Annotated in this window: 18 protein-coding genes and 2 pseudogenes; all 20 read left to right on the top strand. The window is 40.9% G+C overall.

What is annotated here, in order from left to right:
- The first annotated feature begins 3 nt into the window (after window positions 1-3).
- Window positions 4-603, top strand: coding sequence for a DUF6115 domain-containing protein (locus ACTHOQ_RS11645; protein ID WP_440496318.1), 600 nt, complete (start codon window positions 4-6; stop codon window positions 601-603).
- A gap of 159 nt (window positions 604-762) precedes the next feature.
- Window positions 763-1485 carry a 30S ribosomal protein S2 gene (gene rpsB, locus ACTHOQ_RS11640; protein WP_440496317.1) on the top strand — a complete coding sequence of 241 codons (723 nt, stop codon included), beginning with the start codon at window positions 763-765 and terminating at the stop codon, window positions 1483-1485.
- Window positions 1486-1643: 158 nt separating this feature from the next.
- On the top strand, window positions 1644-2531 hold the full coding sequence (gene tsf, locus ACTHOQ_RS11635) for a translation elongation factor Ts (RefSeq protein ID WP_440496316.1): 888 nt from the start codon (window positions 1644-1646) through the stop codon (window positions 2529-2531).
- A gap of 164 nt (window positions 2532-2695) precedes the next feature.
- Window positions 2696-3421 (top strand): UMP kinase, encoded by a 726-nt coding sequence (gene pyrH, locus ACTHOQ_RS11630; RefSeq protein ID WP_440496315.1) that lies wholly within the window; start codon window positions 2696-2698, stop codon window positions 3419-3421.
- On the top strand, window positions 3421-3978 hold the full coding sequence (frr, locus tag ACTHOQ_RS11625; protein ID WP_440496314.1) for a ribosome recycling factor: 558 nt from the start codon (window positions 3421-3423) through the stop codon (window positions 3976-3978). Before pyrH ends, frr begins: the two co-directional genes overlap by 1 nt.
- Before the next feature lie 461 nt (window positions 3979-4439).
- Entirely contained in the window at window positions 4440-5234 is a 795-nt protein-coding gene (gene uppS, locus ACTHOQ_RS11620; protein WP_440496313.1) for an undecaprenyl pyrophosphate synthase, read from the top strand.
- Window positions 5231-6028, top strand: a complete 798-nt coding sequence (locus ACTHOQ_RS11615; RefSeq protein ID WP_440496312.1) for a phosphatidate cytidylyltransferase — start codon at window positions 5231-5233, stop codon at window positions 6026-6028. The genes uppS and ACTHOQ_RS11615 overlap by 4 nt, the downstream gene beginning before the upstream one ends.
- Window positions 6029-6050: 22 nt before the next feature.
- Window positions 6051-7196 carry a 1-deoxy-D-xylulose-5-phosphate reductoisomerase gene (gene dxr / locus ACTHOQ_RS11610; protein WP_440496311.1) on the top strand — a complete coding sequence of 382 codons (1146 nt, stop codon included), beginning with the start codon at window positions 6051-6053 and terminating at the stop codon, window positions 7194-7196.
- Between the two features lie 142 nt (window positions 7197-7338).
- On the top strand, window positions 7339-8595 hold the full coding sequence (rseP, locus tag ACTHOQ_RS11605; RefSeq protein ID WP_440496310.1) for an RIP metalloprotease RseP: 1257 nt from the start codon (window positions 7339-7341) through the stop codon (window positions 8593-8595).
- 188 nt (window positions 8596-8783) lie between these two features.
- Window positions 8784-10490, top strand: coding sequence for a proline--tRNA ligase (locus tag ACTHOQ_RS11600; protein WP_440496309.1), 1707 nt, complete (start codon window positions 8784-8786; stop codon window positions 10488-10490).
- 139 nt (window positions 10491-10629) lie between these two features.
- A pseudogene (locus tag ACTHOQ_RS11595) lies at window positions 10630-13551 on the top strand (PolC-type DNA polymerase III); the annotation flags it as partial.
- Window positions 13552-14267: 716 nt separating this feature from the next.
- Window positions 14268-16094: a group II intron reverse transcriptase/maturase gene (gene ltrA, locus ACTHOQ_RS11590; protein ID WP_440496308.1), complete on the top strand. Its 1827-nt coding sequence runs from the start codon at window positions 14268-14270 to the stop codon at window positions 16092-16094.
- A 108-nt stretch (window positions 16095-16202) separates the two neighbouring features.
- Window positions 16203-17606 (top strand): annotated as a pseudogene (locus ACTHOQ_RS11585) (PolC-type DNA polymerase III); the annotation flags it as partial.
- Window positions 17607-18068: 462 nt separating this feature from the next.
- On the top strand, window positions 18069-18554 hold the full coding sequence (rimP, locus tag ACTHOQ_RS11580) for a ribosome maturation factor RimP (RefSeq protein WP_440496307.1): 486 nt from the start codon (window positions 18069-18071) through the stop codon (window positions 18552-18554).
- Window positions 18555-18567: 13 nt separating this feature from the next.
- On the top strand, window positions 18568-19695 hold the full coding sequence (gene nusA, locus ACTHOQ_RS11575; RefSeq protein ID WP_440496306.1) for a transcription termination factor NusA: 1128 nt from the start codon (window positions 18568-18570) through the stop codon (window positions 19693-19695).
- Between the two features lie 39 nt (window positions 19696-19734).
- A complete protein-coding gene (rnpM, locus tag ACTHOQ_RS11570) occupies window positions 19735-20013 on the top strand; it encodes an RNase P modulator RnpM (protein ID WP_440496305.1) in 279 nt (92 codons plus the stop codon).
- Entirely contained in the window at window positions 20010-20318 is a 309-nt protein-coding gene (locus ACTHOQ_RS11565) for a YlxQ family RNA-binding protein (RefSeq protein WP_440496304.1), read from the top strand. Before rnpM ends, ACTHOQ_RS11565 begins: the two co-directional genes overlap by 4 nt.
- A 14-nt stretch (window positions 20319-20332) precedes the next feature.
- Entirely contained in the window at window positions 20333-22660 is a 2328-nt protein-coding gene (gene infB / locus ACTHOQ_RS11560) for a translation initiation factor IF-2 (protein ID WP_440496303.1), read from the top strand.
- Window positions 22660-22938 carry a DUF503 domain-containing protein gene (locus ACTHOQ_RS11555; protein ID WP_440496302.1) on the top strand — a complete coding sequence of 93 codons (279 nt, stop codon included), beginning with the start codon at window positions 22660-22662 and terminating at the stop codon, window positions 22936-22938. Before infB ends, ACTHOQ_RS11555 begins: the two co-directional genes overlap by 1 nt.
- 58 nt (window positions 22939-22996) lie before the next feature.
- Complete coding sequence (gene rbfA, locus ACTHOQ_RS11550) at window positions 22997-23341, top strand: 30S ribosome-binding factor RbfA (protein WP_440496301.1); 345 nt, start codon at window positions 22997-22999, stop codon at window positions 23339-23341.
- Window positions 23342-23723: the final 382 nt, after the last annotated feature.

Genomic DNA, 23723 nt, shown 5'->3' with positions numbered 1-23723 from the left:
ATAATGACAGCACTAATAATTACCCTCTTTCTCATCCAATTAATTACGATTTTCGTCATTGTTCTTTTATACAGTAAGCTTTCCAAATTTCAAGATCTGGAAAAGCGCCAAAATGAATTAGTGAATGAGATGGACAATGCCATTAGCGTATATTTAATGGAAATGAAAGAAGAAAATGATCGCTTAATAAATGAGCTGAAAAAGCCAGCTGTTTCTTCCGCAGGAGCTATGGATGCGCCAATCCGGCCAATGGCACATAGGCCGGTAAACGAACAGGTCGAAAAGGCGCAAAAACAGCAAGTTCCCGAAAGAAAAGCGGAACATGCACGGGATCCGGAAATGGAACAGAGGAAATTTGTCCCGGTAAAGCAAGCGGCAAACGCCTATAAAAAGCAAAAAACAGATCATGTGGAGGAAGTGGAGGAAACCGCTTTATTGGAAGCGGAGCTATTCACGAAAGCCGACCCTCAGCCAGCGGAAAAATTGTCATTCGAACAGCAAGTAATCGAGCATTACCGCAACGGAAAAACGATAGAGGAAATTGCAAAAATGATGCAGCGCGGGAAAACCGAGATAGAGCTGCTCGTAAAGTTTCACACGTAAAGTAGTTGCACTTGAAAGTCTAGTGTGATATAGTTACAAGCGGTGTTAACAATACACACGTATTTTGATGTAGTAAGTGGTGCTCGTAAGTCTACGGGTAGCTTGTTGCAGATGAAAAATACGGAGGAAAAAAACCAAACATATTAGGAGGAAACACTCATGTCAGTAATTTCAATGAAACAATTACTAGAAGCTGGTGTACATTTCGGTCACCAAACTCGCCGTTGGAACCCAAAAATGAAGAAATATATCTTTGTAGAGCGTAACGGCATTTACATTATCGATTTACAAAAAACGGTTAAAAAATTAGAAGAAGCATACGATTTTATGCGTCAAGTTGGTCAAGACGGTGGTAAAGTTTTATTCGTAGGTACGAAAAAACAAGCACAAGAAGCGATCAAAGAAGAAGCTGAACGTTCAGGTAACTACTACATCAACCAACGTTGGTTAGGTGGTACTTTAACAAACTTCGGTACGATTCAAAAACGTGTAAAACGTATGAAAGATATCGAAAAAATGGAAGAAGATGGCACTTTTGCTGTACTTCCTAAAAAAGAAGTAATCCAACTTAAAAAAGAGCACGAGCGCTTAGTTAAATTCTTAGGCGGTATCCGTGATATGAAAGCTATTCCGGACGTAATGTTCGTTGTAGACCCTCGTAAAGAGCGTATCGCAGTTGCAGAAGCAATCAAATTAAACATCCCTCTAGTTGGTATCGTAGACACTAACTGTGATCCAGATGAAATCGATTACGTAATCCCTGCAAACGACGATGCTATCCGCGCGGTTAAATTATTAACTGCTAAAATGGCTGACGCTTTATTAGAAGCTAAACAAGGTGAAGAAGAAGCTCCAGAAGTAGAAGAAGCTACAGCTGAGTAATTCACTGTTAGAAAAGGTGATAAGTGGATGAACCCCTTATCACCTTTTTTTGAGAAATGAATTTGAAAATGCGTGAATCGTTGAAAAATCGCGATTTATCGCTTAAAGTATGAAATAGTGTAAATAAATTTTTCATTATATTTAGGAGGAAACTCAACATGGCAAACATTACTGCACAATTAGTAAAAGAATTACGCGAAAAAACAGGCGCAGGTATGATGGACTGTAAAAAAGCTTTAGTAGAAACTAACGGAGATATCGATGCTGCAATCGATTTCCTGCGTGAAAAAGGTTTAGCTGCTGCAGGCAAAAAAGCTGACCGTATCGCTGCTGAAGGTACAACTTACATTTTAGAAAAAGGTAATGAAGCAATTTTAATTGAAGTTAATGCTGAAACAGACTTCGTTGCGAAAAATGACAAATTCCAAATTTTAGTTTCTTCTTTAGCTGAGCAATTATTAGCTGCTAAACCAGAATCAGTGGAAGCTGCTTTAGAGTTAGAAAAAGACGGTGTGAAAATTGCTGATCAAATTTCTACAGCTACAGCTACAATCGGTGAAAAAATCTCTTTACGCCGTTTCGAAATCAAAACAAAATCAGATGCAGATGCATTCGGTTCATACCTGCACATGGGCGGACGTATTGGTGTATTAGTAGTTCTTGAAGGCTCTACAGATGCAGCTGCTGCAAAAGATATCGCTATGCATATTGCTGCAATCAACCCAACTTACATTTCTCGTGACGAAGTTTCTGCTGACGAAGTTGAACGTGAGCGCAAAGTATTAACAGAGCAAGCGTTAAACGAAGGTAAACCAGAAAACATCGTAGCGAAAATGGTAGAAGGTCGTCTTGGTAAATATTTCGAAGACGTATGCTTATTAGACCAAGCTTTCGTTAAAAACTCAGATCAAAAAGTACGCGACTTCGTAAACTCATTAGGTGCTACTGTAACAAGCTTCACTCGTTATGCTGTTGGTGAAGGTATCGAAAAGCGTGAAGATAACTTCGCTGAAGAAGTAATGAGCCAAGTTAAAGGTAACAACTAATTAAATCACAACTTAAATTACAGCTAATTTAAGCAAACAGTAGGGAGCACCATTTGCGTGTTCCCTATTTTTAAAGAAATCTATAGTAGAAGCAAACGGAATAGTGTACAAAGGATGTTATTGTATAGTATTTCTTTTAAATAAATGAGTAACGGAGGTTTACTATGAGTGTGTCACAATACAAACGAGTAGTAATTAAACTAAGCGGGGAAGCATTGGCTGGAGAATTAGGCTTCGGTTTCTCACCAGAAGTAATTAAATCGATCGCTGGAGAAATTAAGGATGTCATCGACTTGGGCGTAGAAGTTGCATTAGTTGTCGGCGGCGGAAACATTTGGCGCGGAAAAATCGGTGCTGAAATGGGTATGGAACGTGCCAATGCAGACTATATGGGCATGTTAGGGACAGTGATGAATGCATTGGCATTACAAGATTCGCTGGAAAATCTGGGCGTTCCGACACGTGTTCAATCGTCCATCGTCATGACACAAGTTGCAGAGCCATATATTCGACGTAAAGCGGTTCGCCATTTAGAAAAATCGCGTGTTGTTATTTTTGCGGCAGGGACAGGCAATCCTTATTTCTCAACAGATACAACAGCAGCCCTGCGTGCAGCGGAAATTAATGCAGATGCAATTTTAATGGCGAAAAACAACGTGGATGGCGTTTATTCGGCAGATCCAAAATTAGATTCTGAAGCAGTTAAGTATGACACACTTACGTATTTGGACGTTATTCAACAAGGTTTACAAGTAATGGATTCTACAGCTTCAACATTATGTATGGATAATGATATTAAGCTCGTTGTATTCAACTTATCGGAACCAGGTAATATTAAACGTGCCGTAATGGGCGAAAAAATTGGAACAGTTGTTAGGAGAGATGCATAATGACTCAACAAGTATTAAATCAAGCACAGGAAAAAATGACAAAATCGATTGGTGCTTTTTCACGTGAATTAGCATCAATTCGTGCGGGTGTAGCGAATGCTTCATTATTGGATCGTATTACGGTGGACTATTATGGCGCACCGACACCGATCAACCAAATGGCAGGTATTGCTGTACCAGAAGCACGTCTTTTAGTTATTCAGCCATATGACAAATCAATTTTAGGCGAAATCGAAAAAGCGATTATGCGTTCAGATATCGGAATTACACCGACAAATGACGGAAATGTAATTCGCTTGGCAGTGCCTGCTTTAACAGAGGAACGCCGTAAAGAATTAGTGAAACAAGTTAAAAAAGAAGCGGAAGAAGCAAAAATTGCTGTACGCAATGTGCGTCGAGATGCAAACGATGATTTGAAAAAATTAGAGAAAAATGGAGAAATTACAGAAGACGAACTACGCGGCTTTGGTGAAGATATCCAAAAGTTGACGGATAACTCCATTTTAAAAATCGACGAGCTAGTGAAAGAAAAAGAAAAAGAAATTTTAACAGTTTAACTTTTTTGCAGGTGTCCGAACGCCTGCTGAGGGAAGTTAAAGCCTCTGGCGAATTCCATACGCAATGACACCGCGGTGTCATTGACCTTCTTCTTGAATTTTTATTTCGCGCTAATATTTACTGGCGCGAAATCTTTTTCTGTTGTTGGATGAACTTTAAATGGATTAAAACGTCCTGCTAGTAAGGACGTTTTTCTAATGGTTAAGGAAATTATAAACCCCTGTCCTTGGAAAATCTTTGCCGGGGCTTTAGCTACATATAAAGAAACACATGCCTTAACCCATTTTTACATAATGATTTGAAGTATGAAATGTGGAATGGATACATATGAAGTTTAAGAGAAGAACAATTTTTCTATAGATCAAAGAGGAAGTTCATGAATATAAGAAGGACAGGCTACCCCTTTTTTGATATGATGAAGAGGGAAGCAGTCCGATCTGTGCAGTTGGGGGAATTAACTATGTTTAAAAAACTTTTTGGAAAAAATACAAGTAAAGAGCAACCATTCAGTGATGAAAGTGTGGACTTAGTTAAGGGAGAGGATATTCCTACCCATATTGCAATTATTATGGACGGAAATGGACGTTGGGCGAAAAAGCGTTCGATGCCAAGGGTTGCAGGGCATCATGAAGGAATGAAAACCATTCGTAAAATTACACGTTGTGCTTGTGATATAGGGGTAAAGGTATTAACGCTTTATGCATTTTCAACGGAAAATTGGAAACGCCCCAAATCAGAAGTTGAATTTTTAATGCGCTTACCAGAGCAATTTTTAACTTCCTTTTTACCAGAGCTGATGGAGCGCAATATTAAAGTGGAAATGATTGGCGTTATGGATTCATTGCCGGATCATACACAATCGGCTTTAAAAAAAGCGATGGAAGCGACAAAAGGGAATACGGGATTAATCTTGAATTTTGCGATGAACTATGGTGGACGCGCGGAAATCGTAATGGCGATGCAGCAACTGATGAAAGATGCGGAAGCAGGAAAGCTGGCAATTGACGAATTAAATGAACAACATATTTCACAGCATTTGATGACGGCTCATTTACCTGAACCGGATTTACTGATCCGCACAAGCGGCGAAGTGCGCATTAGTAATTTTATGCTATGGCAGCTTGCTTATACGGAGTTTTGGTTTACAGATACACATTGGCCCGATTTTGATGAAACATGTTTAAAAGAGGCAATTTCCGTGTATCAAAACCGTAACCGCCGTTATGGAGGGCTGAAAGGAGAAGGAACGAATTGAAACAGCGCATCATTACTGGAGTAATTGCTGCAGCATTATTTATTCCATTCGTAATTTATGGAGGGGCGCCGTTTGCGATTTTAATGAGTATTATCGCGGTAATCGGCTTCTATGAATTATTGAAAATGAAAGGAATTTCCATTGCATCTGTTCCTGGGATTTTAGGAACACTTGCATTAATACTATTAGTTGTGCCAAATGAATGGTCAAATGAAGCGGTTGAATTTTTGCAATATGAATCAACATTGATGATCGTGTACGGAATCGCCGCATTATTGTTAATTTATATTGTACTCGTAAAAAATAAAATGACGTTTGATGAAATCGGCTTTATTTTGCTGGGCGCGTTTTATGTAGGACTCGGCTTCCATTATTTTATCGAAACCCGTTTCAGCGGAGTGGAATATGTCGTGTTTGTATTGCTTGTCGTATGGACGACGGATTCCGGTGCCTATTTTGTTGGCCGAAAATTGGGCAAGCATAAATTATGGCCTGAAATTTCACCGAAAAAGACGATTGAAGGTTTTGTTGGAGGGATTGTCATTGCGGTATGTTTCGCCATCGCAATGCAGCTTATTTACCCTTTTGCTTCAAGCTGGCTGCAATTAATCGTTGTGACAATAATTGCATCGATCATTGGACAAATGGGTGATTTAGTCGAATCAGCTATTAAACGTCATTATGGTGTAAAAGATTCAGGCAATATTCTGCCAGGACACGGCGGCATATTGGATCGTTTTGACAGTTTATTATTTGTCGTACCATTACTGCATTTTTTACATTTCTTTTCCTAGGACATAGAAGGGACGTATCATTGTGAAGAAAATTAGTTTATTAGGTGCAACAGGTTCTATTGGATGGCAAACATTTGATATTTTACTAGCGCATCCGAACGAATTTCAACTTGTTGCTTTTTCTGCAGGGCAAAATATCGGAAAATCGCGTGAAATCATTAAAAAATTGCAACCACAGTTAGTTTCGATGCAAACTGAGGAAGCGGCAAGCACATTGCAAAAGGAGTTTCCCCATATTTCCTTTACATACGGAGAAAAGGGATTGGTTGAAGTGGCAACACATCCTGATTCGACAGTGCTCATCAATGCGGTACTAGGCAGTGTTGGGCTGGAGTCCACACTTGCTGCAATACGGATGGGGAAAACGATTGCAATCGCGAATAAAGAAACACTTGTAACTGCCGGTCATCTCGTCATGGCGGAAGCGAAGAAATACAATGCACCGATCTTGCCGGTGGATAGCGAGCATTCCGCTGTTTTTCAGTCGATGAACGGCGAAAACAAAAAGCGTATTGAGCGGATTGTTTTAACAGCTTCCGGCGGTTCATTCCGTGATAAAACACGGGACGAATTAGTCGGTGTTACAGTGAAAGACGCATTGAACCACCCGAACTGGTCAATGGGCGCGAAAATCACAATTGACTCCGCTACAATGATGAATAAGGGACTTGAAGTTATTGAGGCACATGTATTATTCAATATGCCGTATGACAATATTGATGTATTGCTCCATCGCGAAAGCATTATTCACTCGATGGTGGAATATGAAGATACGAGTTTGATCGCACAGCTTGGCACACCGGATATGCGGGTGCCGATTCAGTATGCTTTAAGCTATCCTGATCGTTTGCCGCTCACGAACGGCCAACGTTTAAATTTAGCCGAAATTGGACAGCTTCATTTTAAGGAAGTGGATTTTGACCGCTTCCGTGCATTAAAGCTTGCATATGATGCAGGACGCATGGGCGGTACGATTTTAACGGCGATGAATGCGGCAAATGAAGCTGCTGTTGCGCTGTTTTTGCAGGAGAAAATCACATTTTTGGAAATTGAAGAATGTATTGAGCGCATTATGAATAGTCATAACAATATCGCATTGCCGGATTTAGAAACAATTTTACATGTAGACAGTGAAACGAGAAAAACAGTGGCAAGCATGGTAAAATAGTGAAGTACGAGAAAAGGGTGTGTCATTACATAATAACGTGGACATTCATGTTATGTATAAGCAGCGCATTTTCTTGAAAATTTTGAAGCGAGAAAAGATTGGGCAAAAAATTTCAGCCCAGTTCCAATGAAGGTGGGAGATTATGCAGACAGTTATTGCCTTTATTTTAATCTTTGGTTCACTTGTTTTTTTCCATGAGCTAGGTCACTTCTTATTTGCGAAACGCGCGGGGATTATGGTACGCGAGTTTGCGATCGGTATGGGGCCGAAAATTTTTGGTATGACGAAAGGCGAAACCATTTATACGCTACGTCTTTTGCCGATTGGCGGATATGTACGGATGGCAGGCGAGGATACCGATACGGTCGAATTGCAGCCGGGCTATCGCGTAGCTTTAATAACGAATGAAGAAAATATTGTAGAAAAAATCGTTCTCAACCAAAAAACACATTATCAAAATGTCGTATTTTTGGAAGTGGAGCGCGCTGATTTAGAACGCGAGCTTTGGATTGAAGGCTATGACGAAGATGATCAATTCGTACGCTATAATGTGTCGCGTACAGCGATAGTTGCTGAAAACGGGATGGAGCAAATGATTGCCCCGATAGATCGCCAGTTCAATTCGAAATCTGTTGGCGCTCGTGCAATGGCGATTTTCGCCGGTCCATTATTCAACTTTATTTTGGCATTTTTCATTTTTTTCGTTATCGCGCTTATTCAAGGCATACCTTCTGATGAACCGATTATCGCTGAAGTTGTAAACGATTCCGTTGCGAGCAATGCAGGTTTGGTCGATGGCGATAAAGTGGTGAGGGTGAACGGGGAAGCGATTTCCACATGGGAGCAATTATCCGAGCTAATATATGACAATCCGAATAAAATGGTTACGTTTGAAGTGGAACGCGCAACAGGGAACGAAATTATTGAGCTTACGCCAAATTTAATAGAGCAAGAAGACGGCTCTACATACGGGCAGATCGGTGTAAGGCCTATATTGGAAAAAAATCCTCTGCAAGCAGTGGTATATGGAGCGGAAAAAACTTATAATATGATCGTTTTAATCGGCACACTTGTCGGTCAGCTTGTTACAGGACAGTTCTCGATCGATGCATTATCAGGTCCGGTAGGCATTTATAAAACAACGGAAAAAGTCGTCACATTCGGTTTATACAATGTTTTATACTTTGCTGCGATGCTGAGCGTGAACCTCGGGATTATGAACTTACTTCCTTTGCCGGCGCTTGATGGCGGACGCTTGCTGTTCTTTGCTGTAGAAGCAGTTAGAGGGAAGCCGATCGATCGTCAAAAAGAAGGATTGGTCCATTTTGTCGGTATAGTATTATTGATGATATTAATGGTCGTTGTTACATGGAATGATATACAGCGTTTCTTCTTTTAAACAAAATACGTTTTAAAATGGCGGCTTTGAGCGTTTTGTATGAATAATACTAGCGTTCAAAGCTAAATTTGATTAGTATTATAGAAGTAGCAATTCCTCCAGACTAGTGAGTATTGTCCACTCATTGGCTGCAGCGGAGACAAAATGAAAATATAGAATATTCCTAACTAAAGAAGGTGGCACTATTTATGAAACAGACGAAAACGTTTATCCCTACTTTAAGGGAAAATCCAGCCGATGCAGACGTAAAATCGCATCGCATGTTATTGCGTGCAGGATTTATCCGCCAAAACGCGGCGGGGGTATATTCATACTTACCATTGGCTCGCAAAGTTTTATCGAAAATCGAGCAAATCATCCGTGAAGAAATGGAAGCGATCAATTCGATCGAGCTATTAATGCCTGCATTACAGCCAGCAGAGCTATGGCAGGAGTCCGGCCGTTGGGAGGCATATGGACCAGAGCTGATGCGCTTAAAAGACCGTCATGACCGAGACTTTGCATTAGGTGCCACACATGAGGAAGTTATTACAACTTTAGTGCGCGATGAAGTGAAATCATACAAAAAACTGCCATTGACGCTTTACCAAATCCAAAGTAAATTCCGTGACGAAAAACGACCACGCTTTGGCTTATTGCGCGGTCGCGAATTCATTATGAAAGATGCTTACTCTTTCCATGGATCACGTGAATCCTTGGATGAAACGTACGATGATATGTACCGTGCCTACTCTAAGATTTTCTCGCGTCTTGGCCTGAATTTCCGTGCCGTAATTGCGGATGCAGGGACAATTGGCGGTAAAGGAACACATGAATTCATGGTATTATCTGAAATTGGCGAAGATACGATAGCCTATTCGGACACGTCGGATTATGCAGCAAACATTGAAATGGCGGAAGTTGTTGTGGAATATACAACACCTACAGCGCCTATGAAAGAAATCGAAAAAATCGAAACACCGGACCAAAAAACGATTGAGGAAGTTTCAGCATTTTTAAATGTTGAACAATCGAATGTCATTAAAACATTAGTATTCAATATTGATGATGAGCTTGTCGTTGTTTTAGCACGCGGCGATCACGAAATTAACGATATTAAATTAAAAAATGCATTAGGTGCCAACCAAGTAGAATTGGCGGAAGATGCAGCAATCAAAGAATTGCTGGGCTGTCCACCAGGTTCAATCGGCCCTGTGAAATTGCCGGTAAACGTTAAAGTCATTGCCGATAATGCGATCAAGTCAGTCCGTAATGGTGTCGCTGGCGCAAATGAAGATGGATTCCATTTGTTGAACGTGAATCCTGAGCGCGACTTCGCAATCAGCTCTTATGAAGATATTCGCTTTATTCAAGAGGGAGACCCTTCTCCGGACGGTCAAGGAATTATTAAATTTGCTGAAGGAATCGAAGTTGGGCATATTTTCAAATTAGGTACAACTTATTCAGAAAAACTGAATGCTACTTTTCTAGATGAACAAGGGAAAGCACAACCATTCATTATGGGTTGCTATGGCATAGGGGTATCCCGTTTGCTGGCCGCTGTTGCTGAACACTTCCAAGATGATAACGGATTTGTATGGCCTGCACAATTAGCTCCATATGATTTGCAGCTAGTACCGGTTAATACAAAGGACGAGGCACAAGTACAATTAGCGGAAGAGCTTTACGGTGTATTAAAATCATATCGTTATGAAGTGTTGTATGATGACCGTACTGAGCGTGCAGGTGTAAAATTTGCAGATGCTGATCTGATTGGCCTGCCTGTTCGTATTACAGTAGGGAAAAAGGCTGCGGAAGGCTTAGTAGAAGTGAAATTCCGCGCTACTGGCGAATCGGCAGAATGGGCAAAAGAAGAAGTGGTAGATCGCCTAAACGAATATTTCCGCCAAAATTAAGTTGGGCTGAACATACAAAGAACGGGAAAGTACAAGCAATATGTACTTTCCTTTCTTTTTCACCGCTGAGCTGCCAAAGCTTGTCGGGGTCAAATGGATGCTTTAGCGCTTTTTTATATTAGAAGAAAGGGTGAAACAATTGTCAAAACAGGAAGGAAGACAAAAATTCCTACTATTAATCCAGCAGCTTGAGTTGACTGATGATGTTTATATGTCCTTTTTTGAAAATGGGACACTCGAACGTGTAACCGTTCATAAAAAGAAAAGGGTTTGGCATTTTAAAATTAACATTGAAAATATATTGCCATATCAAGTGTATCAATTATTACGTATGCGGATGGCAGAGAAATTTTCGCATATCGCCAACGTCTTGCTTACGATTGAGTCGCATAATCCAGTCGTCAATGAACAGCATATTTTGGATTATTGGCAAGCAGTAATCGAGCAAATGGATGAAATGTCGCCATTGCTGCGTGAAAATTTAATGAAGCAAACACCAAAATGGACAGGGCATAAGCTTGTCGTTACATCAATGCTGGAAGTGGAATATTTATCGTTGAAATCAAAGTATACGGATAAAATTGCCGATTCCTACAAGTCGTTCGGTTTCCCGCATATCCCGCTAGAGTTCCAGCTTGTTGAAGAGTCCGAAGAATTTATCGCACAGCAGGAAGCGTTTTACCAGCAGCGGCAAGAAGAGGAAGAGCGCCTATCAAAGCAGGCAATGGCAGATTTTGCAGCGCGTGAAAAAGAGAAGGCTAATAATCCGGGTGCTGTATCAAACGGGGATATACCATTCCAAATCGGTGCGCTAATTAAAAATCCGGAACCTGTGGAAATTCGCACTGTTTTGGAAGAGGAACGTTCGATTGTATTGGAAGGTTTTATTTTTGCATGTGAAGTAAAGGAACTGCGAAGCGGCCGTTCCTTATTGGAATTGAAAATTTCCGATTACACAGATTCACTGCTCGTAAAAATGTTTTCAAATGGCGATGAAGACGTCGTGAAAATGAACCAGATCAGTAAAGGCATGTGGGTTCGTGTTCGGGGATCGATCCAGCTTGATACATTTGCCCGTGATTTAGTCATGATGGTAAAAGACATTAATGAAATCAAGCATGAACCTAAAAAAGACCATGCACCGGAAGGCGAAAAGCGTGTAGAGCTTCACCTGCATACACCAATGAGTCAGATGGATGCGATGACATCTGTCGATAAACTTGTTGCTCAAGCTGCAAAATGGGGACATCCTGCGATTGCGGTTACAGACCATGCTGTTGTTCAGGCATTCCCGGAAGCTTATGCTGCCGGCAAGAAAAATGGTATTAAAGTCATTTACGGGGTGGAGGCAAACTTGGTCGATGACGGGAAACCGATTGTATACGACCCGATTGATGCGGATCTGGAAAATGCAACGTATATCGTATTTGACGTGGAGACGACCGGTTTTTCGAATGTGTATGACACGATTATCGAGCTGGCAGCCGTGAAAATAAAAAATGGCCAAGTCATCGATACGTTTGAACGATTCTCAAATCCGCATCGTAAACTAACCGCGAAAATTATTGAATTAACACATATTACAGATGATATGCTCGTCAATGCACCAGAACTTAATGATGTCATTCGTGAATTCCATGATTTTATTGGTGACGGAGTTGTCGTAGCGCATAACGCAGCGTTCGACTTAGGCTTTTTATATGTGGCATACAAAAATGCGGGCATTGACGTTCGTCACCCAGGTATTGATACGGTCGAGCTTTCCCGTCTCGTGAACCCAGGCCAAAAATCGCATAACTTGAAAACGTTGACGAAAAAATATAATATCGAGCTGACACAGCATCACCGTGCAATTTACGATACTGAAGCAACCGGGGAATTATTTCTGCATTTATTAAAGCAGGCGGCTGATTTGGGCATTAAAAACTTAATGGAAATGAATGAACATGTTGGCGGTGAAGAAGGGTATAAGCAAGCGCGCCCCAGCCACTGCACGGTTTTGGCGGTAGATGATACTGGGCTGAAAAACTTATTCAAACTGATTTCGATATCCCATACCGAAACATTTTACAGAGTGCCGCGAATTCGTCGTTCGGATTTGCAGAAACTAAGGCAAGGCTTGATTGTCGGCTCCGGCTGCTCGAATGGTGAACTATTTGAAACGATGATGAATAAAACACAGGAAGAAGCCGAGCGTATCGCCAAATTCTATGATTATCTGGAAGTGATGCCTAAGCCGGTGTATTCACAATTAGTGGATGGAGGCACGGTTCATGATGAATGGGCGCTGGAAGATATTATCCGCCGTATCATCAAACTAGGCAAAAAACTGAATTTGCCGGTTGTCGCGACAGGAAATGTCCATTACTTGCATGAAACAGATGCGAAGTTCCGCCAAATATTAGTCGGTTCGATGGGTGGGGCAAATCCATTAAACCGGAACCCTTTACCGAAAGTCCATTTCCGAACAACTGATGAGATGCTGAAGGAATTCGACTTTTTAGGGCCTGATCTGGCGAAGGAAGTTGTCGTGACAAATACAACTTTTGTTGCAAATATGATTGGCGATGTGAAACCGATCAAAGATGACTTATATACACCAAAGATTGAAGGCTCGGACGATGAAGTGACGAATTTGACATATGAAATGGCACATAGCATTTACGGCGAAAATTTGCCGGAAATTGTGCAAGCCCGGATTGATAAGGAATTAAAGTCGATTTTAGGGCATGGGTTCGGCGTAATTTATCTAATTTCCGCGAAGCTCGTAAAAAAATCATTGGCTGACGGTTACTTAGTTGGTTCGCGTGGTTCGGTCGGGTCGTCACTCGTTGCGACATTTATGGAAATTACGGAAGTGAACCCATTGCCGCCGCATTATATTTGTCCGAATTGTAAGCATTCTGAGTTTATCGCAGATGGTTCGGTCGCATCCGGCTATGACTTGCCGAACAAAGAATGTCCCGAATGTGGAGCGCAGTACAAAAAAGACGGGCAAGATATCCCGTTCGAAACCTTCCTTGGATTCAAGGGAGACAAAGTACCTGATATCGATTTGAGTGTGACACGTTGCTAGTTGAAAAGACTAGCCACCCTATTACTGGTAGAACTGCTATTTTAAAGTGTGGAATGACGGAGTAACGCCCCGAAACGCACTCGCTGAAGCTACGACATGCAAGCAGATGACTGCAAAACTGAAACTTGTATGAAGCTCGTTAAAGTAGGCTGAAGTTCACCCAAACAGTACGGCTGTGGAAAGGGAGCAATCCCGTGAATGATAGGTCTGGCGTCTATAAACTTTCTATGGTTAGAATCAGTAGAATCACTGGGACGAACCCTCGACTGACTTTTCGTGAATATCACGCAGTAGAAATGCTGCGGGGTCTATGAGGACTTCTAGGTGTGGATGAGTAAGCGTTTGGTTATGAAAATCCATCATGTGTTACAGGCACATGCAAGCCTAGCGGAATTTAGGGGGAACCTAAGGAAAGATGTACAGATAGAAATAGTGGAACGTGTGAAGCTCCGAACGTAAGAGACAGTTGCATGTCGAGGACGACGGTGTAAGGAAAAGCGAAAAGCTATAACTTACTTTATTGGAGTGGCAGTAGTGCCGTAGTACCGATGATGAAATGCCAGTGATGACTGAATAACAAATAGGTCGGAGGAAAAAACATTTCTGAGGGAAGGGCACAAGTCGTTAGTGTTGAAAAGAAACCTACACAAGTCAGATTCTAGTATGACTAAAGAGAACGAAAGCTCATAGGGAGTAATTAGTTGGCTGACTTAATGATACAAAAGTTAAGAAACAATGAATATTGTGGGTTACAAACAACTTTTGATAATCTTTATGAGGAAAGTAAAAGTGGTCGATATTTCACAGACCTTTATGAATTAATTATTTCTGAAGAAAACATTCAACTCGCCTTTCGAAACCTGAAAAGTAATACAGGTAGTAAAACGAAAGGGACAAATGGACACACAATTAAACACTTGAACAAAATGAATGCTGATAAACTAATCAAACTTGTTCGAAAAAGACTGGAAAATTATTCACCACACGCAGTTAGACGGTTGTTTATACTAAAGCCTAATGGAAAGATGCGACCTCTAGGTATCCCAACGATTGAGGATAGACTAATACAGCAAATGTTCTTACAAGTATTAGAACCAATTACAGAGGGGAAATTCAATCCACAAAGTTATGGATTCAGACCGAAGCGAAGTACACATGATGCACTCGCAAGATGCTATCATATGGTGAATCATAGTCATCAGCATTTTGTCGTTGATATCGATATTAAAGGTTTCTTCGATACTGTAAATCATAAAAAGCTAATGAGACAATTATGGACGATTGGTATTAGGGATAAAAAAGTATTAGTAATCATCAAAAAGATGCTGAAAGCTGAAATTACAGGTGAAGGAGTACCAACGAAAGGAACGCCCCAAGGAGGAATTTTATCTCCGCTACTTGCCAATGTAGTATTAAACGAGTTGGATTGGTGGATTTCAAATCAATGGGAAACGAAACCGACACGAGTACCTTATAAGCTAAAACGCAATAAAACAGATGTTCTTAAAAATACGGGACTGAAGCCCATGTATTTAGTTCGATACGCAGATGATTTTAAAATCTTCACGAATTCATATGAAAATGCCCGAAAAATTAAAATAGCTGTTGAGAAATGGCTAAAGGAACGACTAGGGTTAATGATTAGTGATGAAAAAAGTAAGATTACAAATTTGCGTAAAAACGGTACAAACTTTTTAGGTATTCGGTTTAGAGCGGTACAAAAGGGAAATTCGAAAACGGGATACATCGTCAATTCGAAAATGGACCCCAAAGCAAAAGAAAAGGTGCAAGGTGTTATTAGGCATCAATTGGTGAAGCTAAGGAAAAACCCTACTCCACAAAAGGTGATGAACTTTAATGCGAATATCTTAGGGTTGCAAAACTATTATAAGATTGCGACCCGAATATCGCAGGACTTTAATGAAATAAGGCATAATGTTCATCCGAATATCAAATCACTCTTATTTAGAAACATTTTTGTGAAGACAAAAGAAACAAATGGAGTTATTGATAAGTTTTATGGAGATTACAATTATCCACGTTTCAAAAGCAATGGATTACTGGTCTATCCTATCGAAGCGGTTCGACATGATATACGAGGACAGCGAAAGCCTGAATTCACGATTTACAAGGGATTTGATAGGAAAGTAATTCATAAAGATTTAAAACAAGTGTCTGTTAGAGAAATTGAAATGTTTTGTAAAGGGATATATAAATCAAAAAGTACTCTGTATGAAAACAACCGTCTAATTAAATATGTAGCCCAAAAAGGTTGCTGTGGTATTACAGGTGAACGGCTAACTCCTCATCAAGCGATATGTCACCATAGGAAACCAACAGCTCAAGGCGGCACGGATGAATATGATAATTTAATTATTATCAATAAAAAGTATCACATGCTCATTCATCATTCAGACCTATTAATGAATAAAGATTACCGAAAGATAATAAGTAAGTTCGAAGTAAAAGCATTAAACAAATTAAACAGGCTAAGAACGGAAGTAGGAAATCCAAAGCTTAGTCTTTAAACTCAACAAAACTAACGATGGAGCGCCGTGTGAGTGTGAAAGCCTCATGCACGGTGCGGGACGGGGGAAAAGCTGGCGATAACTTCAAATGCTTACCTATCGTCATATTTTTCCGGCGAATATCAGCCAAATGCGCATAACTATACGAAAGTGCTGTTTGGCGAGGATTATGTTTTCCGTGCGGGGACGATTGGTACAGTTGCGGAAAAAACAGCATATGGTTATGTAAAAGGATACGGAAGCGACAATGGCATCACATATCGAAATGCAGAAGTTGACCGTCTAGTGCAAGGCTGTACAGGCGTAAAACGTACAACAGGACAGCACCCGGGAGGTATTATCGTAGTACCTGATTATATGGATATTTATGATTTCTCTCCGGTGCAGTTCCCGGCGGATGCACAAGATGCGGAGTGGAAAACGACTCATTTTGACTTCCACTCGATACATGACAATATATTAAAGCTCGATATACTTGGACACGATGATCCGACTGTAATTCGCATGCTGCAGGATTTATCGGGAATCGATCCAAAAACAATACCGACGGATGATCCGATCGTGATGAAAATTTTTAGCTCGACAGAATCGCTTGGGGTGACGGAAAAGCAAATTGGCACGAAGACAGGAACGCTCGGAATTCCGGAGTTCGGAACAAAATTCGTGCGCCAAATGCTGGAAGAAACTAAGCCTTCAACGTTTAGCGAACTTGTGCAAATTTCCGGTCTGTCCCACGGTACAGATGTATGGCTAGGGAATGCGCAAGAGCTTATTAAAGACGGCACATGTGTATTAAAAGAAGTAATTGGCTGTCGTGACGATATTATGGTTTATTTGATTTATCAAGATTTAGAACCATCATTTGCGTTTAAAATTATGGAATCGGTGCGTAAAGGAAAAGGCTTAACCGATGAAATGGAAGCAGAGATGCGCGCGAAAAAAGTGCCGGAATGGTATATCGATTCGTGCAAAAAGATAAAATATATGTTCCCGAAAGCCCATGCAGCAGCATATGTATTAATGGCTGTGCGCATTGCATGGTTCAAAGTCCATCACCCAATCCTTTACTATGCGGCCTATTTTACAGTGCGTGCATCGGATTTCGATTTAATTGCGATGACACAGGGTTCTGTTATGATTCGTAAAAAAATAGACGAAATTAATATGAAAGGGCTCGATGCGGCGCCGAAAGAAAAAAGTTTACTGACGGTTATGGAAATTGCGCTTGAAATGTGTGAACGTGGGATGAATTTCAAGAAAGTGGATTTATACCGTTCACAGGCGAGTGAATTTATTATCGAAGGCAATTCATTAATCCCACCGTTCGATGCAATTCCAGGACTCGGTACAAACGTAGCGAAGCAAATTGTCGAAGCTCGTAAAAATGGAGAATTTTTATCGAAAGAAGATTTGCAGCAGCGTGGTCGTGTATCAAAAACGTTGATCGAGTATATGGATGAGCTTGGCTGCTTAGAAGGGATGCCAGATGCAAACCAGCTTTCTTTATTCTAAATGATGCGTATATAAGGGTCAGGTTTTGCGGATTTTGCTGCAGTTTAGCTAAAATGCCGTAAATGATATGTGTCAATAGGCAAAATTTGCATTCAGTAAGCCTTTATGCTATGCTGAATGTAATAATTTGTTGATAGTTCGCCAGCAAAAGAGTGGGGTTTCCCGCTCTTTTCTGTTGTTTACACAACTATTTACCTCAATTCAGCATATGTCTCAACACCTGCTGAATCGAGAAATGCCTTTGGCGGATATGGCAGATTTTAAAAAGAAAACAAAAAGGAAGTCAGCCTGAAAACGCCGCATCCTGCTTCAACGGCTGACTAACCCACGTCCTGTGGGCTTAAAAAATCTGGATGCAATTACGTCGATATGTAATTGAGCCAATTTTTTTCAATGAAAACTCGTCTTTTGTTTAATAAATAACATCATGATTTTACAAACAAAGACGCTAGGGAGGATACGATGAGCAAAGTTACGTCGATCATTGAAGAGCTAGTGACACCGATTGTGGAAGAGCTTGATTTAGAATTAGTTGATATCGAGTTCGTGAAAGAAGGACGCGACTGGTTCCTTCGCATTTATGTTGACACACCAGAAGGCGGCATTGATATTTTGCAGTGTGCGCAAGTAAGTGAGCGTTTAAGCGAGAAGTTGGATGAAAATGATCCAATCGAGCAAAACTATTATTTAGAAGTTTCTTCTCCAGGAGCTGAACGTCCATTAAAAAAACAGCAGGACTTTGAAAAGGCAATCGGCAGCTATATTTATGTGAAAACATATGAACCAGTAAAGGATTTAAAAGAATTCTATGGTTATTTACGCGCATATACAGACGAATATTTAGAGATCGAATTCCGCATAAAAACACGTAAAGTAACAGTACAAATTGAAAAAGAAAAAATTGCGCAAGCACGTCTTGCTATCGATTTTTCAGATAAGCAAATTTAGGAGTGAAAACAAAATGAGTAGTGAATTACTAGATGCCCTAACTGCCCTTGAAGAGCAGAAAGGTATTTCAAGAGATGTAATAATTGAAGCGATTGAGGCGGCTTTAGTAACGGCGTATAAACGTAATTTCAACCAAGCGCAAAATGTTCGTGTCGACCTGAACTTAGACACAGGTTCAATGGTTGTTTATTCTCGTAAAGACGTAGTGGAAGAAGTAGAAGACGATCGCTTGGAAATCGCGTTGGAAGATGCGAAGTATATTAATGCAGCTTATGAAATTGGCGACATCGTAGAAGAAGAAGTAACACCGCGAAACTTCGGGCGCATCGCGGCACAGACGGCAAAGCAAGTTGTAACGCAACGTGTTCGCGAAGCAGAGCGTGGTTTAATTTATGAGGAATATGTAGATCGTGAAGATGATATCGTCACTGGAGTGATTGAACGCCAAGATGCACGCAATATTTATGTGTCCATCGGTAAAGTGGAAGCGGCATTACCAGTAAACGAGCAAATCCAAGGTGAAGTATATAAGCCGACATCCCGCATCCGTGTATACATTACAAAAGTTGAGCGTACGACACGTGGTCCGCAAGTAATCGTATCTCGTACACATCCTGGATTACTGCGCCGCCTATTTGAAATGGAAGTTCCGGAAATCTATGATGGCACTGTCGAAATCAAATCAATTGCGCGTGAAGCGGGAGACCGTTCAAAAATTTCGGTTTATGCACACAATGAAGAAGTAGATCCAGTAGGTTCATGTGTTGGGGCAAAAGGTGCACGTGTTCAAACGATTGTAAATGAACTAAACGGCGAGAAAATTGACATTGTGGAATGGTCAGAAGATCCGGTCGTATTCGTTGCAAACGCATTAAGCCCATCAAAAGTTCTGGACGTTCAAGTAAATGAAGAAGAAAAGTCGACAACTGTTGTTGTTCCGGACTATCAATTATCGCTGGCGATCGGCAAGCGCGGTCAAAATGCCCGCTTAGCGGCGAAATTAACAGGCTGGAAAATCGACATTAAGAGTGAGACAGATGCGCGCGAATTAGGAATCTATCCTTCAGAAACGAGCACATTCGTTCCACGCGAAGATGACGAAGATGTACAATTTGATCTATACGGCGATGACGAAGAATAAGTCATCGATTGGAATGATTTTGCAAGGAGGGTGAGCAAAATGGTTGTTAATAAAAAAATTCCTTTACGCAAATGTGTGGCAACAGGTGAAATGTTGCCAAAAAAGTCAATGATTCGCGTCGTTCGTTCAAAAGAAGGCGAAGTGAGTGTGGATATTACAGGTAAAAAATCTGGTCGCGGGGCATATGTTTCCAAATCAGAACAAGCTGTTGAAATGGCACGCAAAAAGAATATTTTAGATCGCCAGCTTGATGCAAAAGTACCTGACGAGGTGTACGAAGAGTTGCTGACTCTTATCCGCAGGGAGTCAATTTTATGACAAACCCTAAGTTGCTGCAGCTATTGGGCTTAGCAGCACGTGCACGAAAAACAATCTCTGGAGAAGAGCTCGTCATTAAAGAAATCCGCAGCGGGAAGGCAAAGCTTGTTTTTTTAGCTTCGGATGCTTCGAACAATACGAGTAAAAAGATTCAAGATAAATGTACGTTTTATAACGTTGAGTATTATGTTTTTGGGGATCGATATGATCTTGGACATGCTACCGGAAAGGAAGCCCGTGTAGCGATTGCTATTACTGATAGCGGATTTGCTAAAAAAATGTCTAGTCTACTCAACGAAAATTAATCGGGGGTGAGCAGATGAGCAAAGTAAGAGTTCATGAATATGCGAAAAAGGTAAGTAAAACAAGTAAGGAAGTTATTGAGCAACTTGCAAAATTGAATCTGCCAGTGAAAAATCACATGGCGGTAATCGATGAGCAGGCGGTATCAAAACTAAATTCTGTCTTTAAGCAAGCAGCGGAACCAGCAAAAGTTTCTCCTGCAACATCATCTGCCAAAGCTGTAAACGCAACACCTAAACGTGGTGAACAAGGGCAGAAAAAAGTGCAGCATAATCAAAAGCAGAATCGTCCACAATCCGCTTCAATTAACCAACAACCGAACAAAGCAACAAACGCCCAAGGGCAAACAAAATCGCAACAAGGCGAAAAACAAAGAAATGAAAAAGGTAACCAAAATCGAAATATGACTCAAAATAACAACAATAACCGCAAAGGCGGCAACAACCAAAACAACAGTAATAATAAAGGCGGCAACACACAAAATAAAGGTGGCTATCAACAACGCAGAAAGCCGGGCATTAACGGTGGTAAACGCCGTACACACCGCCCAGCGCCACAACCAATGGTACAAAAGGAATTACCGGAAAAAATTACTTTCTATGAGAGCTTGTCAGTAGCTGAACTTGCGAAAAAACTACACCGCGAGCCATCCGAAATTATTAAAAAGTTATTCATGCTTGGTGTAATGGCAACAATTAACCAAGAGCTGGATAAGGATGCAATCGAGTTAATCTGTGCAGACTATGGTGTGGAAGTTGAAGAAGAAATCCGTATCGACAAAACGGATTTAGATACGTACTTCGATGATTCAATTATAGAAGTTGATGAAAATGCTTTAGAAGAGCGCCCGCCAGTTGTAACAATTATGGGACATGTTGACCACGGTAAAACATCGTTGCTTGACTCAATCCGTAAAACGAAAGTAACAGCGGGTGAAGCAGGCGGTATTACACAGCATATCGGTGCATACCAAGTTGAAGTAAATGGAAAGAAAATTTCCTTCCTCGATACTCCCGGACACGCAGCATTCACAACAATGCGTGCGCGCGGTGCATCAATTACTGATATCGCGATTATCGTAGTAGCTGCAGATGACGGGGTAATGCCTCAAACAGTTGAAGCGATCAACCACGCGAAAGCTGCAGAAGTACCAATTATCGTAGCAATCAACAAAATGGATAAACCAACTGCCAATCCGGACCGTGTGCAGCAAGAATTAACTGAGCACGGTTTAGTTCCTGAAGCATGGGGTGGAGATACAATCTTTGTTCCAATTTCAGCATTAAAAGGTGAAGGGATTGACCAACTTCTAGAAATGATTTTATTAGTTTCTGAAGTAGGAGAATTAAAAGCAAACCCGACTCGTTCTGCAATCGGTACAGTAATCGAGGCACAACTTGATAAAGGTCGTGGTGCTGTTGCGACACTTCTAGTTCAGGACGGTACATTGCGTGTTGGAGACCCAATCGTAGTCGGTCATGCATATGGTCGTGTACGTGCAATGGTCAATGATCTAGGCCGTCGAATTAAATCGGCAGGTCCTTCAATGCCAGTGGAAATTACAGGCTTAAATGAAGTACCGCAAGCGGGCGACCGTTTCGTTGTATTCCAAGACGAAAAAACAGCTCGTCAAGTTGGTGAATCTCGTTCAATGACAGCAATCCAAGCTTCACGTTCTGAAAAACAGCGTGTAACACTTGATAACCTATTCGAACAAATGAGCCAAGGCGAAATGAAAGAACTAAACTTAATCGTAAAAGCAGACGTACAAGGTACTGTGGAAGCGATGGCTTCTTCATTAATGAAAATTGATGTAGAAGGCGTTAACGTAAAAATTATCCACACAGGTGCGGGCGCGATTACAGAATCGGATATTTCTCTTGCAGCTGCATCGAATGCCATCGTCATCGGTTTCAACGTACGCCCAGATGCGAACGCTAAACGCGCTGCGGATGAGGAAGGTGTAGATATACGTCAACACCGCATTATCTATAAAGTGATTGAAGAAATCGAGCAGGCGATGAAAGGGATGCTTGATCCAGAATACGAAGAAAAAATCGTTGGCCAGGCGGAAGTTCGTCAAACTATCAAAGTATCTAAAGTGGGTACAATCGCAGGTTCATACGTGATTGAAGGCAAAATCGTCCGTGATGCCGGTGTACGTGTCATCCGCGAAAACGTTGTTATTTTTGAAGGCGAACTGGATTCATTAAAACGCTTCAAAGATGATGCAAAAGAAGTAGCAAAAGGTTATGAGTGCGGTATTACAATCAAAAACTACAACGACATTAAAGAAGGCGACATTATCGAAGCCTTCGTAATGGAAGAAATTGTTCGTAAATAATGATTGTATATGCAGAAATTGAATTCATCATTCAGACTGCCCACTCATTAAAAGAAAAGCGTGCCGTTCTGCAACGAATGGTAACACGCACGAAACAAAAATTTAATGTATCTGTCGCTGAAATTGACCATCAAAATGTATGGCAACGCACAAGGCTTGCGCTCGTTGCAGTTGCTTCTTCCAAAGAAGCGGCTGAACGGGAGCTTATGCATGCGGTCCATTTTTTACAGTCAAATCCGCAATGGGAGCAGTTGGATTTTTATCGTGAATATTTATAAAGCCCACATATTGTGGCAAGTTTTAAATCAATTACGCAAGTTAAATGAGGTGACATTTATGTCTCTACGTTCCAATCGAGTTGCTGAGCAAATGAAAAAAGAAATTACTGAAATCATTGCGCGCAAGATTAAAGACCCGCGTGTAGGTTTTGTTACGGTTACAGATGTGGCAGTAACAGGCGATTTGCAGCAAGCAACTGTTTATATTACATCGTTGGGCAATGACCGTGAGCGTGCCGAATCATTACAGGCTTTAGAAAAAGCGTCTGGATTCATCCGTTCGGAAGTCGGCTCTCGCATTCGCTTGCGTCGCACACCTGAACTGGCATTCGAATTCGATACAGCAATCGAATACGGCAATAAAATCGATGCATTGCTTCGTGGCTTGCACGAGGATAAATAAAACCAAGAAGTCTGCACTGCATAACTATGCGGGCAGACTTTTTTGCTTAATATGGGGTTGTGGCGGCAGGAGAAAATTTAAGCAGGAGTCGGTCTGGTCTGTTACCTTTTCGATGAAATTGCGGTAAAGGATGCCTTTATTAGCCTGAAATGCCTCCAAAAATGAGAACCCTTCTGCAAATAGCCGGAGAAATTCCGCTTATATGGGGGATTCATTTAATAAAGACTAAAATAGAAGGAAAAATTCCGTCTATTCACCTGAAATACATCTAAAAACGTGATTTTTCAATGAATAAGCGGAAAAACGAGACTGTCGATTAACTCAAGTAAATTTGTATTTCCACGTGATTTTTTTGATTCTTAATTTATTGTCTGTTTTATTT

Source organism: Solibacillus silvestris (assembly GCF_051967575.1).
GTDB classification, from domain to species: domain Bacteria; phylum Bacillota; class Bacilli; order Bacillales_A; family Planococcaceae; genus Solibacillus; species Solibacillus silvestris_B.
Note: the sequence above shows the minus strand (reverse complement) of the source record. Positions and strands in the feature narration are given on the sequence as shown.

Excerpts from the sequence above, each read along its gene's own strand:
- ACTHOQ_RS11645 (WP_440496318.1), top strand. The coding sequence starts at position 4 with ATGACAGCACTAATAATTACCCTCTTTCTCATCCAATTAATTACGATT.
- rpsB (WP_440496317.1), top strand. The coding sequence starts at position 763 with ATGTCAGTAATTTCAATGAAACAATTACTAGAAGCTGGTGTACATTTC.
- tsf (WP_440496316.1), top strand. The coding sequence starts at position 1,644 with ATGGCAAACATTACTGCACAATTAGTAAAAGAATTACGCGAAAAAACA.
- pyrH (WP_440496315.1), top strand. The coding sequence starts at position 2,696 with ATGAGTGTGTCACAATACAAACGAGTAGTAATTAAACTAAGCGGGGAA.
- frr (WP_440496314.1), top strand. The coding sequence starts at position 3,421 with ATGACTCAACAAGTATTAAATCAAGCACAGGAAAAAATGACAAAATCG.
- uppS (WP_440496313.1), top strand. The coding sequence starts at position 4,440 with ATGTTTAAAAAACTTTTTGGAAAAAATACAAGTAAAGAGCAACCATTC.
- rseP (WP_440496310.1), top strand. The coding sequence starts at position 7,339 with ATGCAGACAGTTATTGCCTTTATTTTAATCTTTGGTTCACTTGTTTTT.
- ACTHOQ_RS11600 (WP_440496309.1), top strand. The coding sequence starts at position 8,784 with ATGAAACAGACGAAAACGTTTATCCCTACTTTAAGGGAAAATCCAGCC.
- rimP (WP_440496307.1), top strand. The coding sequence starts at position 18,069 with ATGAGCAAAGTTACGTCGATCATTGAAGAGCTAGTGACACCGATTGTG.
- nusA (WP_440496306.1), top strand. The coding sequence starts at position 18,568 with ATGAGTAGTGAATTACTAGATGCCCTAACTGCCCTTGAAGAGCAGAAA.
- rnpM (WP_440496305.1), top strand. The coding sequence starts at position 19,735 with ATGGTTGTTAATAAAAAAATTCCTTTACGCAAATGTGTGGCAACAGGT.
- ACTHOQ_RS11565 (WP_440496304.1), top strand. The coding sequence starts at position 20,010 with ATGACAAACCCTAAGTTGCTGCAGCTATTGGGCTTAGCAGCACGTGCA.
- infB (WP_440496303.1), top strand. The coding sequence starts at position 20,333 with ATGAGCAAAGTAAGAGTTCATGAATATGCGAAAAAGGTAAGTAAAACA.
- ACTHOQ_RS11555 (WP_440496302.1), top strand. The coding sequence starts at position 22,660 with ATGATTGTATATGCAGAAATTGAATTCATCATTCAGACTGCCCACTCA.
- rbfA (WP_440496301.1), top strand. The coding sequence starts at position 22,997 with ATGTCTCTACGTTCCAATCGAGTTGCTGAGCAAATGAAAAAAGAAATT.